At 64.2% G+C, this 15,841-nt stretch carries 12 protein-coding genes and 1 pseudogene; 9 read left to right on the forward strand and 4 right to left on the reverse strand.

The features are described 5' to 3' along the window. Positions 1–125 precede the first annotated feature (125 nt). Positions 126–1,628: an ATP-binding protein gene (locus X727_RS160205; RefSeq protein ID WP_023833657.1), complete on the reverse strand. Its 1,503-nt coding sequence runs from the start codon at positions 1,626–1,628 to the stop codon at positions 126–128. Between the two features lie 137 nt (positions 1,629–1,765). Next, entirely contained in the window at positions 1,766–2,407 is a 642-nt protein-coding gene (locus tag X727_RS160200) for a glutathione S-transferase family protein (protein WP_023754275.1), read from the reverse strand. A 146-nt stretch (positions 2,408–2,553) separates the two neighbouring features. On the opposite strand from X727_RS160200, the gene X727_RS160195 reads away from it, so the two are divergent. Next, positions 2,554–2,784 carry a hypothetical protein gene (locus X727_RS160195; RefSeq protein ID WP_023726475.1) on the forward strand — a complete coding sequence of 77 codons (231 nt, stop codon included), beginning with the start codon at positions 2,554–2,556 and terminating at the stop codon, positions 2,782–2,784. A 140-nt stretch (positions 2,785–2,924) separates the two neighbouring features. Here X727_RS160195 and X727_RS160190 read toward each other — a convergent pair whose 3' ends face one another. Next, complete coding sequence (locus tag X727_RS160190) at positions 2,925–3,410, reverse strand: hypothetical protein (protein WP_023833658.1); 486 nt, start codon at positions 3,408–3,410, stop codon at positions 2,925–2,927. A 175-nt stretch (positions 3,411–3,585) separates the two neighbouring features. On the opposite strand from X727_RS160190, the gene X727_RS160185 reads away from it, so the two are divergent. Both X727_RS160185 and X727_RS160180 read left to right on the forward strand, forming a co-directional pair. After that, complete coding sequence (locus tag X727_RS160185; RefSeq protein ID WP_023683098.1) at positions 3,586–3,951, forward strand: RidA family protein; 366 nt, start codon at positions 3,586–3,588, stop codon at positions 3,949–3,951. Positions 3,952–4,054: 103 nt separating this feature from the next. Further along, positions 4,055–5,281: an amidohydrolase/deacetylase family metallohydrolase gene (locus X727_RS160180; RefSeq protein ID WP_023833659.1), complete on the forward strand. Its 1,227-nt coding sequence runs from the start codon at positions 4,055–4,057 to the stop codon at positions 5,279–5,281. 154 nt (positions 5,282–5,435) lie between these two features. On the opposite strand, the gene X727_RS160175 is transcribed toward X727_RS160180, so the two are convergent. Further along, positions 5,436–7,226, reverse strand: coding sequence for an NAD(P)/FAD-dependent oxidoreductase (locus tag X727_RS160175; protein WP_023833660.1), 1,791 nt, complete (start codon positions 7,224–7,226; stop codon positions 5,436–5,438). Between the two features lie 402 nt (positions 7,227–7,628). On the opposite strand from X727_RS160175, the gene X727_RS25130 reads away from it, so the two are divergent. The 6 genes and pseudogenes from X727_RS25130 (at position 7,629) to X727_RS160150 (ending at position 15,840) form a co-directional block, all read left to right on the forward strand. Continuing rightward, positions 7,629–7,718, forward strand: a complete 90-nt coding sequence (locus X727_RS25130; protein WP_023669708.1) for a K(+)-transporting ATPase subunit F — start codon at positions 7,629–7,631, stop codon at positions 7,716–7,718. 18 nt (positions 7,719–7,736) lie between these two features. After that, entirely contained in the window at positions 7,737–9,440 is a 1,704-nt protein-coding gene (kdpA, locus tag X727_RS160170; RefSeq protein ID WP_023699137.1) for a potassium-transporting ATPase subunit KdpA, read from the forward strand. A 232-nt stretch (positions 9,441–9,672) separates the two neighbouring features. Beyond that, positions 9,673–11,766 carry a potassium-transporting ATPase subunit KdpB gene (kdpB, locus tag X727_RS160160; protein WP_023833661.1) on the forward strand — a complete coding sequence of 698 codons (2,094 nt, stop codon included), beginning with the start codon at positions 9,673–9,675 and terminating at the stop codon, positions 11,764–11,766. A 12-nt stretch (positions 11,767–11,778) separates the two neighbouring features. Beyond that, positions 11,779–12,345 carry a potassium-transporting ATPase subunit KdpC gene (gene kdpC / locus X727_RS160155; RefSeq protein WP_023833662.1) on the forward strand — a complete coding sequence of 189 codons (567 nt, stop codon included), beginning with the start codon at positions 11,779–11,781 and terminating at the stop codon, positions 12,343–12,345. Positions 12,346–12,411: 66 nt separating this feature from the next. Then, positions 12,412–15,151 (forward strand): annotated as a pseudogene (locus tag X727_RS01000000164420) (sensor histidine kinase KdpD). Beyond that, positions 15,148–15,840 carry a response regulator transcription factor gene (locus X727_RS160150; protein ID WP_023833663.1) on the forward strand — a complete coding sequence of 231 codons (693 nt, stop codon included), beginning with the start codon at positions 15,148–15,150 and terminating at the stop codon, positions 15,838–15,840. The pseudogene X727_RS01000000164420 and the gene X727_RS160150 overlap by 4 nt, the downstream one beginning before the upstream one ends. The last annotated feature ends 1 nt before the right edge of the window (position 15,841 follow it).

Below are 15,841 nucleotides of genomic sequence, written 5' to 3' on the forward strand. Positions count from 1 at the left end.
ACAACCCTCCCGCCCGAACCGTTCTGCGATTCTCGGAAACCCATCATAAATCGTCGCGCGCCGATCGGCGAAACACATCTTGTTCAGAACCGCGCAAGCAAGTCAGGTAGCTGCCTGTTCGCCTTTCACAGCGCCAGGCTGCCCTGTTCCGCCTCCGCGGCATTGGGGTCGCCCGGCGCCGTCGCCCAGGCGAGCTCGACCAGCGTCACCGTGCGGCGGCCGGTGCCGTCGAGCTGGCAGACGATGAGGCCCTGCTCCTCGATATAGGTGAGCAGCCGCCGGGCGCGCCGCAGCGAATGCGAGCCGTAGGCGCGCGCGATCGCCGCGTCGCTCGGGCACGGCCAGCCCTCCTTGGCGGCGCGGGCGATCATCATGAACACGCCCTGCATGTCCTCGGGCAGCAGCGAGGCGCGCACGGAAACGTCCTGCCAGGCGTCATCGCCTGCCATGTCGGCGCCGAGCCCGGCGCGGGCACGCGTCAGCATGCGACGGAATTCTGAGAGGTCCGGCACCACCGAAGCGAGGCCTTCGATGCGGCAGCGGACGACGAACTCCTGATAAAGCACGCCGATGACGCGGAAACCCGCATCGGGCTGCGCCAGGATGGCGCGCAGGACACGGTCCACCCGCTCTCGCCGGTCGGCGATATCCTCGGCGCTTACCGCCGGTTCCGCAGGTTCCGGGCGGATCTCCATCGCCGCAGACTTCGCCGCCATCAGCTGGTCGAGCAAATCGGGCGACGCCATCCGGCGCGGCGCGCGCATCGTCTCGGGCGGCGGCGCTGCCAGGATGATGGCCCGTGCGTCCTCGAGCGCTGTTTCCGGCATTGCCATCAGCCGCGGCGTACCGTTGCGCGGGCTGGTCTCGGTCTGGCCGATGCGCACGCCGAGCGGGCGGCGCGACAGCGCCGGTCCCAGCGCCATGAAGTGCCCGCGCTCCAGATCGCGAAACGCCTCCGCCTGGCGCCGTTCCATGCCCAGAAGGTCGGCGGCGCGCGCCATGTCGATATCGAGGAAGGTACGGCCCATGAGGAAGTTGGACGCCTCCGCCGCGACATTCTTGGCGAGCTTTGCCAGCCGCTGCGTGGCGATGATGCCGGCAAGGCCGCGCTTGCGGCCGCGGCACATCAAATTGGTCATGGCGCCGAGCGAGAGCTTTCGCGCCTCGTCGGACACTTCGCCGGCCACGGCGGGCGCGAACAGCTGCGCTTCGTCGACCACCACCAGCATCGGATACCAATGCTCGCGGGCAACCTCGAACAACCCGCCGAGAAAGGCAGCGGCGCGCCGCATCTGGTTCTCGGCATCGAGCCCTTCGAGATTGAGCACCGTGGAGACGCGATGGATGCGCGCCCGCTCGCCGGCTGCTTGCAGGCCACGCTCCGTATGCTCCTCGGCATCGATGACCAGATGGCCGTAATGGTCGCCCAGCGAGACGAAATCGCCTTCCGGGTCGATGATGGTCTGCTGCACCCAGGGCGCGCTCTGCTCCAGGAGCCGGCGCAAAAGGTGCGATTTGCCGGAGCCGGAATTGCCTTGCACCAGAAGCCGGGTCGCCAGCAGCTCCTCAAGGTCGAGCACCGCCGACGCACCCGCCGTCGTCTGTCCCATCTCGATGGCTACGGTCATGTCACGACTCTCCTTGCGGACAGGGCTTATCAACCCGGCCGCGAGCCGTCGAGCGCGCCATGGCAACTCGCCCGCTGTTCCACACCTATGCTGCCAAAGCGCCACACATCAGCCCATCTGCCCAAAGGGAAGGCACATCAAGCGGAGTTGACCGGCGGCAGAAGCGGCGCTTCCAGCCCGTCGAAGGGATCGCGCCAGGCATCGATGGCTTCGAGCCGGCGATACCAACCCAGAACAGAGGGATAGTCCGCCAGCGGCAGGCCGGCTGCATCGTTGAACGGCAAAAACGTCGCCATGCGGAAATCGGCATAGGAAAGCGACTTGCCCACAAGCCATGGCCGCTTGGCGAGCTCCGCCTCGAGAATCGCTGCCGCGATGCGGAACTCCGCCAGCCCCTCCTCCACCTTGCCCTGGTCGACAGGCCCAATCCCGTAGCGCTGCTTGGTTCCGCGCTCGAAATGCACGGTGTCGCAGGCCCGCACGAAATTTTCCTTGCCCCAGCTCAGCCAGCGGATCATGTCGGGTTGGTCGCCGCCGCCGCGCCAGAAATCCGAACCCGCTTCGCGCGACAGAAGGCAGGCTATGGCGTCGGCTTCCCACAGGCTGCCGCCCGTCCATGCCAATATCGGCAGGGTAAGATTGGGATTGAGCTGACGAAACCGCTCAGCCTGCCCGGGCGCCATGGGTGCCGCGAACTCACACTCGACCTTGGCCTGCAGATGACGTGCCGTTGCTACCGCAAGGCGCGGATTGGGATTGCGGCTGAAGTACAGTTTCATATCCGGTCCTGGACGCTGTGGGCTCGACCCTATCAAACACGCAAACGTGCCCTCCCGGCAATCTGGTCGGACCACGATTCCGCTGGCACACGCCGTTGTTCGGCGTATTATTTCCTTCGGGAGAGGGTTCTTGGCAGGAGGAAGCCATGAACGTAGTGCAGAGCGTACCTGTCATCGACGTGACAACCCAGAACCTTGTTTCCTCTGCGCTTTCCAGATTCCGCGCTGGCGATACCGTCTCGACTAGAGCGGCGCTCGACGCCATCCGCCGCATGGATCCAACCTGTGTCGACAGCGACGACGATCTCGTCGAACTCGTCGTCATGGCGGCAATTGGTAAGACCATGGCGGTCGTGTTCGACCACCGCTCCCGCTAGCCCTGTGGGACGAACCTGTGCCGTTCAACTCGCTTGAGTTCGAGTGAGTTCGGTTGGCGCCGCGCCGAGCTTTTACAGCCGCAGCCCGGGAAGCGGACGTCTTCGTGCGCGAAGGACGGCAATAGCATGAGCGGCAAGACTCAGATCCCCAAGGGATGTGGCATGTAGCCGACGAAGCCGCCGATCTTCCAGTGGCCCGCCACCTTCCTGCAGAAATACAGCGTCTGCCATTTCAGCTTGTCGACGCTACCATCGGCCTTGGCCACCGAGCCGTTGAACTTCTTGTGCAGCACGGCGCGGTCGCCGTCGACATCGATGTCGCGCATGTTGGTGACGCGAAACAGCGCCTCGCGCAGCGGCTCGGCGAATTTGGTCGCCGCCGTCTCCTTGGCCTGGCGCAGCCATTCGTCGCGATAGACGGCAAGGCTCGGGAATTGCAGGCGCCAGGCGTCGGCATCGCTCAGGAAATGCGCATGCATGCCGAAGAAGCTGTCGGCGATGAAATCATCCTCGACCATCGACCAGTCCTGACCGATAAAGGCGTCGATGTCGCGCCGCACCAGCATTTCCCAGAGCGCGTGACGATCGGCATCGCCCTCTGGAAACGGGTTCTTGTCGAAGGTCATTGAAATCTCCTGTCGGCAAAATGCGACGCGCAAGATGCTGGCGGTCCGCTGATAAAGCAACACGCGTTTGGAAAAATGCTGCTTTCCAAAAAGCCCCCTATGAGGATCACCGGGACAGGCGTAGAGCGGTCGTCGAAAACGGGGCGCGGCCCGCCATTCTGAACAGGAGTTTCCCTTGCCTAAAGAGTGTTTTGGAACATCCCACGTGCCGCTGTCGCCGGCCGTGCGCGCCGGGGATTTCGTCTACATCTCAGGTCAGGTGCCGGTCGACGGCGACCGCATCGTGGTCAAGGGCGGCATCACCGAGCAGACCGAGCAGGTGCTGCAGAATGTGAAGGCGGCACTCGCGCTGGCCGGTTGCACCATGGACGATGTCGTCAAGACCACGGTCTGGCTCGAGGACGCGCGCGACTTCGGCGCCTTCAATGCCGTCTACGCCAAGCACTTCCCGAAGAATCCGCCGGCCCGCACCACGGTCGAATCGCGGCTGATGATCGACATCAAGATCGAGGTCGAAGCCGTCGCCTACCGGCCGGTTTGACCAGCCGGGGCATGATCCCGAAAAGTGGAGACGGGGTTTTCTCGGACAAACGGAAACCGTTTTGTCCAGAGATCATGCCCCAAACGAAGAGAGGCAGGCGCCGATGCAGTTCGATCTCCTGATCAAGGGCGGCCGTCTGATCGATCCGGCCTCGGGCCTGGACGCGCCGCGCGATGTCGCCGTTGCGGGCGGACGCATCGTGGCCATCGAGGCGGCGATCGATGCCGAGCACGCCACCAAGATAGTCGACGCTCGTGATTGCATCGTCACGCCCGGCCTCATCGATTTGCATAGCCATGTCTATTGGGGCGGCACCTCGCTTGGCGTCGATGCCGACCGGCTGGCGGCCAAGAGCGGCACCACCACCTTCATCGACGCCGGCAGCGCCGGCGCCGGCAATATTCTGGGCTTTCGCCGCCATGTCATCGAGCGCTCGAAGGTGCGCATCCTGGCCTATGTCAACATCTCCTTTGCCGGCATATTCGGCTTCTCGCAAAGCGTCTCTGTCGGCGAATGCAGCGATCTCAGGCTCTGCGAGCCACGCGAGACGGTGGCTGCGGTGCGCGAGCACGCCGATGTCGTCGTCGGCGTAAAAGTGCGCTCCGGTAAGCATGCCGGCGGCGCCAGCGGCATCGCGCCGGTCGATCTCGCGCTGGAAGCCGCCGACCAGGCCGGCCTGCCGCTGATGGCGCATATAGACGAGCCGCCGCCCGGCCGCTCCGAAGTGCTGCCGCGGCTGCGCAAGGGTGACATCCTCACCCATTGTTTTCGGCCATTCCCCAACGCGCCGGTGTTCGCTTCCGGCGCGGTGCGGCCGGACATGCGGCTGGCCCGCGAACGCGGTGTCATCTTCGACATCGGCCACGGCATGGGATCGTTCGACTTCGCCGTGGCGAAAGCGATGCTGGCCGAGGGCCTCGCGCCCGACGTCATCTCCAGCGACGTGCATCTCTACTGCGTCGACGGTCCGGCCTTCGACATACTGGTCTGCATGTCGAAGCTGATGGCGCTGGGCATGCCGCTGGTCGAGGTGCTGCGCGCCGCCACGCAAAGGCCAGCCGAGGCGATCGCCAGGCCGGAGCTTGGGACGCTGAAAGTTGGCGGTGTCGGCGATGTCGCGGTGCTGAGACTGCGCCCCGGGCGCTTTACCTTCGTCGATGCGGTCGGTGCGGCGCTGATCGCGGATCAGCGGCTGGTCTCAGAAGGCATTGTTATCGGCGGTGTCTGGTGGCCGAACGAGGCGCCCGACCACAACGAGACCGAGCGCTTCGAGCCGCATGCGGCACATACGCATGTCGAGGTCGCGGCACGGCATTTCGGGCGTGGATAATCTCCCTCCTTGAGGGGGAGATGGCCGGCAGGCCAGAGGGGGTCGGTTCGACCGGACGCAAGCTCCTCGCGGCAGCTGGAGGTCAGCGCTCCACGCGCGGCGACCCCCTCTGTCGCCTTCGGCGACATCTCCCCCTCGAGGGGGGAGGAGATCGCTAGCGCCCTGCGTTACTCACCGCCCCAAACACCGGCGTCGCAATCCCTTCCATCCGCGCCTTGATCTGCAGCGCCACATATTTCGAGTAAAACCGCGACAGCGCCAGATTGCCGCCGTGGAACCACAGCGCGTCCTGCGCCGTCGGCTTCCACATGTTGCGCAGCTCGCCTTGCCAAGGACCGGGATCGCCCTTGACGCCGGAGCCGAGGCCCCAGCATGGCCCGACCTTGTCGGCGACCTCGCGCGAGACGATGGCCGCCACGGTCTCGTTCATCGACTGGTAGCCGGTACAGGCGACGATCGCATCGACGGCCAGCTCGCTGCGGTCGTCGAACAGGATGCCGGTCGGCGTCAATGAACTGATGCCGACGCCGCTCTTCACTTTGATCTCGCCATTGATGATCAGTTCGCAGGCGCCGACATCGATGTAGTAGCCGGAGCCGGTGCGGTAGGCCTTCATCAACAGCCCGGTCTCGTCCTCCCCGAAATCGATGGCGAAGCCGGCGGCGCGTAGCTGGTCGTAGAAGTCTGCGTCGCGTGCCTTGATCACCTCGTAAAGATCCCGCTGGCCCTTGGGTACAAGCGCGGACGGCGTGGACGCGACGATTAGGTCGGCCTTGTCGGTGCTGATGCCGCGCGCCAAAGCCTTTTCCGAGAAGATCTCGAAGCCGACTTCCATCAGAGTGTCGGATTTCACCACTGTCGTCGGCGACCGCTGGATCATGGTGACGTCTGCGCCGCTCTCCCAGAGGTCGACGCTGACATCGTGCCCCGAGCTTGCCGCGCCGATGACAGCGACACGTCTGCCGCGGAATTTCTCGCCGCTTGCATACTGGCTGGAATGCAGGAGTTCGCCCTTGAAGGTCTCGGCGCCGGGCAGCGCGATCTGGCGTGGCGGGCCATAGGCGCCGGTGGCAAAGACAATGTGCTTCGGCTTCAGCGTGATCTGCCGGCCGACGCGGTCGACCACCACAGTCCACACCTTCTCGGCCTCGTCATAGCTGGCGCTGAGGCATTTGGTGGCGACCCAGTAGTTGAGCTCCATCACCCTGGTGTACATCTCCAGCCAGTCGCCCATCTTGTCCTTGGGCGTGAACACCGGCCAGTTCTCCGGGAACGGAATGTAGGGCAGATGGTCGTACCAGACCGGATCGTGGAGCACGAGCGAGCGATAACGGTTGCGCCAGGAATCGCCGGGGCGCGCATTTTTCTCGATGATGATGGTGGGCACACCGAGCTGCCTCAGCCGCGCGCCGAGCATGATGCCGCCCTGCCCGCCGCCGATCACCAGGCAATACGGCTGCTCGGTGGCGCCGAGGTCGCGCGTCTCGCGCGCCCGCGCCTCCGCCCAGGTTTCGCGCTTCGGATCGGCCTTGTGACGGATACCAAGCGGCCGCGCCGGTCCCTTTTGTTCCTCGAACCCCTTGAGCTCACGCACCGCCGTGAACAAGGTCCGGCAGCGGCCGTCCGTAAGGCGCACAATCCCTTCGCCCCGCGCGACCGCCGTTTCGAACGTGAACCAGGCCTCGACGGTGCCCTCATCCGAGGTCGCCTCGCCGGACAGCGTCCAGTGTGAGGGCTTCGTTTCCGCCAGCGTCGCTTGCAGCATGTCGCGGATCTCATCGCGGCCTTCCATCGTGGTGATGTTCCAGGTGAAAGCCAGCAGATCGCGCCAGTAGCAATCCTCGACGAACAGGTTGGCGGCCGCCTCGGCGTCATCAGCTTCCAGCGCCCGTGCAAGCGCGCAAAGCCATGTCGCCGCCTGTTTCGATGGTGCCATGTCGAGCATCTGTTTTTCCCTCGTTTTGCGTTCCCATTGTTTCGAAAGACGGAGCCGCCGCAAGAGGGGTCGCGATATCATGGCGTCGGTTTCTAGCGGCCCGGAACGGAGCCATCTCCCGGAAATCTTTATAGGAATTTTATATCTTTCCTCCCGGCCCCGTCTCGAACCTTTATGGCGATCGGGTCCATATTCCATCTCGAGCAAAACGCTGCGGACGCCGTGACCCCAGAGTTACGGCGGGCCGTTCTCATGGAATTTCTGGCTCGCCAGTCGCTGGCGCCAAATACAAGCAGAAGCAAGGACCAACACAAATGGACATCGTCGTCATCGGGATCGAGGTTTTGTTCTTCGGTCTTTCCCTCGCCTACATCAAAGCTTGCGACGCTCTTTAAGCGGAAGGATCGCACCATGCTTGTCGATTACATCCTCGGTGGCGGCGTGACCTTGTTCCTGCTCGTCTACCTGACATACGCCCTCGTTCGCCCAGAACGCTTCTGAAGCAAGGCACGGAAACCCATGACACTCAACGGATGGATACAGATCCTGGTTTATTGCGGGATCGTCGTTTTGCTGGTGAAGCCGCTCGGCGGCTATATGTACCGCGTCTTCAATGGCGATCGCACCTTTCTCTCGCCCATACTCGGGCCCGTTGAGCGCGGCCTCTACCGCATTTCGGGAACCAGCGAGCGCGAGGAGCAGCACTGGACGACCTACGCGGCAGGAATCATCTTCTTCAGCCTTGCCAGCTTCCTGGTGCTGTACTTTCTGCAACGCCTGCAGGGCGTCCTGCCTTACAATCCGGCCGGGATGGCATCGGTCGAACCCAATCTCGCCTTCAACACTGCCGTCAGCTTCGTCACCAACACCAACTGGCAGAATTACGGCGGCGAAAGCACGTTGTCCTACCTCGTGCAGATGGCCGGCCTGACTGTTCAGAACTTCATGTCCGCCGCCGTCGGCATTGCCATTGCGGTGGCGCTGATCCGCGGCTTCGCCCGCGCCTCGGCCAAATCGATCGGCAATTTCTGGGTCGATATGACCCGCTGCACGCTCTACATCCTGCTGCCGCTCAGCATCGTGCTCACCCTTGTCTATGTCTGGCTCGGCATGCCGCAGACGCTCGGGCCTTATGTCGACGCCACCACGCTGGAGGGCGCCAAGCAGACGCTCGCCCTTGGGCCGGTCGCCTCGCAGGTCGCCATCAAGATGCTCGGCACCAATGGCGGCGGCTTCTTCAACGCCAATGCCGCGCATCCTTTCGAAAACCCCGACGCCATCTCCAACATGATCCAGATGGTGACGATCTTCGCGCTGGGTGCTGCACTCACCAACGTCTTCGGCCGCATGGTCGGCAACCAGCGCCAGGGCTGGGCGATCCTGGCCACGATGGGTGTGCTGTTCATCGCTGGCGTCGTTATCTGCTACTGGGCGGAAGCCGCGGGCAATCCGCTGGTCCATGCGTTGGGCGTCGACGGCGCCAACATGGAAGGCAAGGAGAGCCGCTTCGGCATTGCCGCTTCGGCACTATTCGCCGTCATCACCACGGCTGCGAGCTGCGGTGCGGTGAACGCCATGCATGACTCGTTCACAGCACTTGGCGGCCTGGTCCCGATGCTCAACATGCAGCTCGGCGAAGTCATCGTCGGCGGCGTCGGCGCCGGCTTCTACGGCATCGTCATGTTCATCGTCATCACCGTGTTCGTCGCCGGCCTGATGGTTGGCCGCACGCCCGAATATCTCGGCAAGAAGATCGAGGCCAAGGAGGTCAAGATGGCAATGCTCGCCATCCTCGCTCTGCCGTTGGTCATGCTGGTCTTCACGGCAATAGCGGTCGTGCTGCCAAGCGCCGTCGCCTCGATGGCCAATGGCGGTCCGCATGGCTTCTCCGAGGTTCTTTATGCCTACACTTCGGCGGCGGCCAACAACGGCTCGGCCTTTGGCGGCCTTTCCGGCAACACGCCCTGGTACAACATCACGCTCGGCATCTCCATGTGGGTGGGTCGCTTCTTCGTCATCATTCCAGCGCTTGCCATTGCCGGCTCGCTAGCGACGAAGAAGACGGTTCCGGCTTCCGCCGGCACCTTCCCGACCGACGGCCCGCTGTTCGTCGGCCTGCTCGTCGGCGTCATCCTGATCGTCGTCGGCCTGACCTTCTTCCCGGCACTGGCGATCGGACCGATCGTCGAGCACCTGGCTGCCATCAACGGCCAGACATTCTGAGGCTTGTCATGTCCTGGTTCTACCCAAAACGCATGAAGGCCCGGCCGCGAGCCGGCCCACGAGCCGGCAATGAGGGGGAGGAAACGCCCCCTCCCTTCCCCAGCGTATCTACCTTCCTCGGCCTCGCGGCAGTCATGATCGTGATCTGGCTGCTGGCCTATGGTCCGCCGCCCCTCTTTTCGGCATCCGATCGGTCGGTGCCGGCCAACAGTTCAGATACTGGAGCCACCAAATGAGCCAGTCCAAATCCGCGAGCATCATGGATGCCCGCATCCTGTGGCCGGCCATCGGCGGCGCCTTCAGGAAACTCGACCCCCGCACGCTGGTCAGGAACCCGGTGATGTTCGTCGTCGCCATCGTCTCGCTTCTTACCACGGTCCTGTTCGTCAAGGATCTCGCCACCGGCGGCGGCGATTTCGGCTTTACGCTGCAGATCATCATCTGGCTGTGGTTCACCGTGCTGTTCGCCAACTTCGCCGAGGCCGTCGCCGAAGGCCGCGGCAAGGCGCAGGCCGATTCGCTGCGCAAGGCGCGCACCGAAACCCAGGCCAAGCTGCTTGCCGGCGAAGACCGCTCCAGGTTCAAGCTGGTGCCCGGCACCAGCCTGAAGGTTGGCGACATCGTGCTGGTCGAAGCCGGCGACATCATCCCGTCCGACGGTGAAGTGATCGAAGGCGTGGCCTCGGTCAACGAGGCGGCAATCACCGGCGAGTCCGCACCCGTCATTCGCGAATCCGGCGGCGACCGTTCGGCGGTCACCGGCGGCACGCAGGTTCTGTCCGACTGGATTCGCGTGCGCATATCAGCCGCCTCCGGCCACACCTTCCTCGACCGCATGATCTCGCTGGTCGAGGGTGCCTCGCGCCAGAAGACGCCCAACGAGATCGCGCTCAACATCCTGCTCGTCGGCATGACGCTGATCTTCGTGCTGGCCACCGCCACGATCCCGAGCTTTGCCTCCTATTCCGGCGGCTATATCCCGGTGACGGTGCTGGTCGCGCTGTTCGTCACCTTGATCCCGACCACCATCGGCGCCCTGCTGTCGGCCATCGGCATTGCCGGCATGGACCGCCTGGTGCGCTTCAACGTGCTGGCCATGTCCGGCCGTGCCGTCGAAGCGGCGGGCGACGTCGATACGCTTTTGCTCGACAAGACCGGCACCATCACGCTCGGCAACCGCCAGGCCACCGAATTCCGCCCGGTCAAGGGCGCCACCGAACAGGAACTGGCCGATGCCGCGCAGCTCGCCTCGCTCGCCGACGAGACGCCTGAGGGACGCTCGATCGTCGTGCTGGCCAAGGAGAAATACGCCATCCGCGCCCGTGACATGGCAACCTTGCATGCCAGCTTCGTGCCCTTCACCGCGCAGACCCGGATGAGCGGCGTCGACATCGATGGCTCGTCGGTGCGCAAGGGCGCCGTCGATTCGGTTCTCGCCTATGTCAGCCAGTCGACATCGGCCACTCACGGCGCGCGCCCCGGCAGCGACACCGTCAAGGATCTCCAGGCGATCGCCGACGAGATCGCCAAGTCGGGCGGCACGCCGCTGGCCGTCGAGCGTGACGGCCGCCTGCTCGGCGTCGTCCACCTCAAGGACATCGTCAAGGGTGGTATCCGCGAGCGCTTTGCCGAACTGCGCAAAATGGGCATCCGCACCGTGATGATCACCGGCGACAATCCGATGACTGCGGCGGCGATCGCAGCCGAAGCCGGCGTCGACGATTTCCTCGCCCAGGCCACGCCCGAGGACAAGCTGAAGCTGATCCGCGACGAACAGGCCAAGGGCAAGCTGGTCGCCATGTGCGGTGACGGCACCAACGACGCGCCGGCCTTGGCGCAGGCCGATGTCGGCGTCGCCATGAACACCGGCACGGTTGCCGCCCGCGAGGCCGGCAACATGATCGACCTCGATAGTGACCCGACCAAGCTGATCGAGATCGTCGAGATCGGCAAGGCGCTGCTGATGACGCGCGGCTCGCTGACGACCTTCTCGATCGCCAACGACGTCGCCAAATACTTCGCCATCATCCCGGCCATGTTTGCCGTCTTCTACGTTGCGCCGGGACATACAATCGGCCCCCTGCAAGCGCTCAACATCATGCATCTGGCGACGCCGCAGAGCGCCATCCTGTCGGCCATCATCTTCAACGCGCTGATCATCATCGCTCTGATCCCGCTGTCGCTTAAAGGCGTCAAATACCGCGCCATCGGCGCCGGCGCGCTGCTCAGCCGCAACCTGCTGGTCTACGGCCTCGGCGGCATCATCGTTCCCTTCGCCGGCATCAAGGCGATCGACATGATCGTCACCGGCCTCGGCCTCGCTTAAGGAAATACGTCCATGCTCACTCAGATAAGACCCGCTGTTATCATGATCGTCTTTTTCACCGTTTTGACCGGCCTGATCTATCCCCTGGGCATGACCGGCATCGCCCAGGCGCTGTTTCCGCACCAGGCCAATGGCAGCTTGATCGAGAAAAACGGCACGGTCATCGGCTCCGAACTGATCGGCCAGGGCTTTGCCGACGACAAGTATTTCCATGGCCGCCCCTCGGCTGCCGGCGACGGATACAACGCCGCAGCGTCCAGCGGCTCCAATCTCGGTCCAACCAACCCCAAGCTGATCGACCGCATCAAGGGCGATGTTGCAAAGCTGAAGGCGGAGAACCCGAACCAGCGGGTGCCGATGGATCTGGTGACGACGTCCGGCAGCGGCCTCGACCCCGCTATCAGCCCGGACGCCGCCTATTTCCAGGTCGCTCGGGTGGCCAAGGCCAGGGGCTTCGACGAAGCCAAGGTCAAGGCGCTTGTCGACAGCCATGTCGAAGGCCGCGAACTCGGCTTCCTCGGCGAGCCGGTCGTCAATGTGCTGGCGCTCAACCTGGCACTGGACGATACCAAGCAGTGAGAGACAATCTCTGAAGCCAGGGCCGGGGATCGACACGATCCTCGGCGCCGTTCATGATCGAGCCTGATGCCGGACGCCAGAAGCAACGATACCAGACCCTCTCCGGACGCGCTGCTCGAGCATGCGGAACGGGAAGAGCGCGGCCGCCTGCGGATATTTCTGGGTGCTGCACCCGGTGTCGGCAAGACCTACGAAATGCTGATGGCCGGCCGCGCCATGCTTGCCGACGGCATCGACGTGGTCATCGGCATCGTCGAAACCCACGGCCGCAAGGAAACCCTGGCGCTGGTCGAAGGCTACGAGGTCATCCCGCGCCAGAAGGTCGACTACAAGGACCGCGTGCTGAATGAGATGGACATCGATGCCATTCTCGCCCGCCGCCCCGCGCTGGTGCTCGTCGATGAGCTCGCCCACACCAACGCACCCGGCAGCCGCCACCCCAAGCGCTATCTCGACGTCCAGGAAATCCTTGCGCGCGGCATCGACGTCTACACCACGCTCAATATCCAGCATGTCGAGAGCCTGAATGACGTCGTGGCGCAGATCACCCGCGTCAGGGTGCGCGAAACGGTCCCGGACTCCATCATCGACCAGGCCGACGACATCGAGATCATCGACCTCACGCCCGACGACCTGATCAAGCGGCTGAAAGAGGGAAAGGTCTATTTCCCCAACACTGCCCAGCGCGCAGTCGAAAACTATTTCTCGCCGGGCAATCTGACCGCGCTTCGGGAATTGGCGCTGCGCCGCACCGCCCAGCGCGTCGACGAGCAGTTGCTCAACCACATGCAGTCGCACGCGATTCCCGGCCCCTGGGCGGCGGGCGAAAGGGTGCTCGTCTGCGTCGATGCGCGTCCGGGCGGAGCGTCTCGTGTCCGCTATGCGCGCCGGCTGGCCGACCGGCTGCGCGCACCGTGGACGGCGCTGCATGTCGACACGCCGCGTTCGGCCGCCATGTCGGAGGAAGACAAGGACCAGCTGGCCACGCTCTTGCGCCTGGCCGAGCAGCTCGGCGCCGAGGTGACGACCATTCCGGGCCAGAACGTCGCCCAGGACATCGTCCGCCACGCCACGGCCAACAACTTCACCCATATCGTCGTCGGCAGGCCGACCCGCTCGCGCTGGCGCGAACTGATCGAGGGTTCGCTCACCTACGATCTGATCCGCAATGCCGGCGATATCAGCGTCCATGTCATTTCAGGAACGGAGCGCGACAACGAGGCCACGTCGAGGGTCAAGGCGGCGGCCGAGCAGACGCCATTTCAAATCTGGCCTTATCTTTTCTCGACCGTCTATGTCGCCGGCGCGCTTGCCGTCAGCGCCGTCCTCGATCAGTTCCTCGACGTTCGCAACCTTGCCAGCGTGCTTCTGCTGGCGGTGCTGACATCGGCAGTGACCTTTGGCCTGTGGCCGGCGCTGTACGCCTGTTTCCTCAGCGCCATTGCCTTCAACTTCTTCTTTCTCGAGCCGCGCTACACGATGACGATCCGCGATCCGGAGAGCATCGTTGCCTTCGCCGTCTNCCGTCTTCCTCGTCGTTGCCGTCATCGCCAGCAATCTGACGGCGCGTGTGCAGCGTCAGGCAGCCGCCGCCCGTTCACGCGCCCGGGCCACCGAGGACATCTACCTCTTTTCAAAGAAACTCGCCGGCGCCGGCACGCTCGACGACGTTTTGTGGGCCACCGCGTTCCAGATCGCCTCGATGCTGAAGCTGCGCGTAGTGCTGCTGTTGCCGGAAGAAGGCACGATCACCGTCAAGGCCGGTTATCCCCCCGACGACACGCTGGCCGAGGCCGACATCGCGGCTGCACGCTGGGCCTGGGAACACAACCGGGCTGCCGGCCGTGGCGCCGATACCCTGCCCGGGGCAAAACGGCTCTACCTGCCCTTGCGGACCGGCCGTACCGCCATCGGCGTCGTTGGCCTCGACAATGACAAGCAGGGGCCGCTCTTGACGCCCGAGCAACAGCGCCTGCTCGACGCGCTGGCCGATCAGGCGGCGGTTGCCATCGAGCGCATCCAGCTGGTCGCCGATGTCGATCGCGCCAGGCTGGCGGCCGAGGCCGACCGCTTGCGCTCGGCACTGCTGACGTCGATCTCGCATGATCTGAAGACGCCGCTGGCGGCCATCATGGGCGCGGCCGGCACGCTCAGGGAATTTGCGCCGGCACTGCCCGAGAACGATCGGGCCGAGCTGCTGACCACCGTGCTCGACGAGTCCGAACGGCTGAACCGCTTCATCGCCAATCTGCTCGACATGACCAAGATTGAATCCGGCGCCATGGAGCCGAATTTTGCTCTCCACTATGTCGGCGATGTCGTCGGCTCGGCCTTGCAACGGGCGCGCAAGATCACTGCCGGGCACAAGACCGAGGTTGATGTTCCGGCCGACCTGCCGATGCTGAAGCTTGATCCCGTGCTGTTCGAACAGATGCTGTTCAATCTGCTCGACAATGCCGCGAAATACGCGCCACAGGGATCGACAATCCGGCTGCAGGGCTGGGCCGACAATGGCTCCGTCGCGCTGCAGATCATGGATGAGGGACCGGGCATTCCGCCCGCCGACCTGGAGCGCGTCTTCGACAGCTTCTACCGGGTGCGCAAGCGCGATCAGGTCCAGGCCGGCACCGGGCTCGGCCTGTCGATCTGCCGGGGCTTCATCGAGGCGATGGGCGGCACGATCATGGCGGCGAACCGCAGCGATCGCCCGGGCGCAGTCTTCACAATCCGCATGCCGAGGTTGGTACAATCGTCCGATACGGACGTATCAGGTGTGGACGAGCAAGCATCTGGTGATCCGGCATGACAAATTCCAACGTCAGCATACTGGTCGTCGATGACGAGCCGCCGATCCGCAAACTGCTGCGCGTCGGCCTCGGCAGCCAGGGCTATGCGGTCAGCGAAGCGCCCAACGCCAAGGCTGCGATCCAACTCGTCGATGCACAAAAGCCGGATCTGATCCTGCTCGACCTCGGCCTGCCCGGCATGGGTGGCCTCGATCTCCTGCGCAAATGGCGCGACGAAGGCCTCGACGTGCCCGTGGTCATCCTGTCCAGCCGCACCGACGAAGCCGGCATCGTCGCGGCGCTCGAACTCGGCGCTGACGACTACATCACCAAGCCGTTCGGCATGAACGAACTGGTCGCCAGAATCCGCGTCGCGCTGCGCCACAAATTCCAGCAGCAGGGCGAGAAGCCGGTGTTTCAGACCGGCGATCTCTCGGTCGACCTGGTCAAGCGCATCGTCAAGGTCGAAGGCAAGGAGATAAAGCTCTCCCCCAAGGAGTACGACATATTGCGCATTATGGTGCAGCATGCCGGCAAGGTGCTGACCCACCATTTCATTCTGAAGCAGGTGTGGGGCGATTCGACCGACGTGCAGTATCTGAGGGTCTATGTCCGCCAGCTCCGGCAGAAGATCGAAAAGTCGCCCGACCAGCCGCGCTACATCACCACCGAAACCGGGGTGGGGTACCGGCTACGCGAGGTTGAGTGAC

This window comes from Mesorhizobium sp. L103C105A0 (assembly GCF_000502215.1).
Lineage (GTDB): Bacteria > Pseudomonadota > Alphaproteobacteria > Rhizobiales > Rhizobiaceae > Mesorhizobium.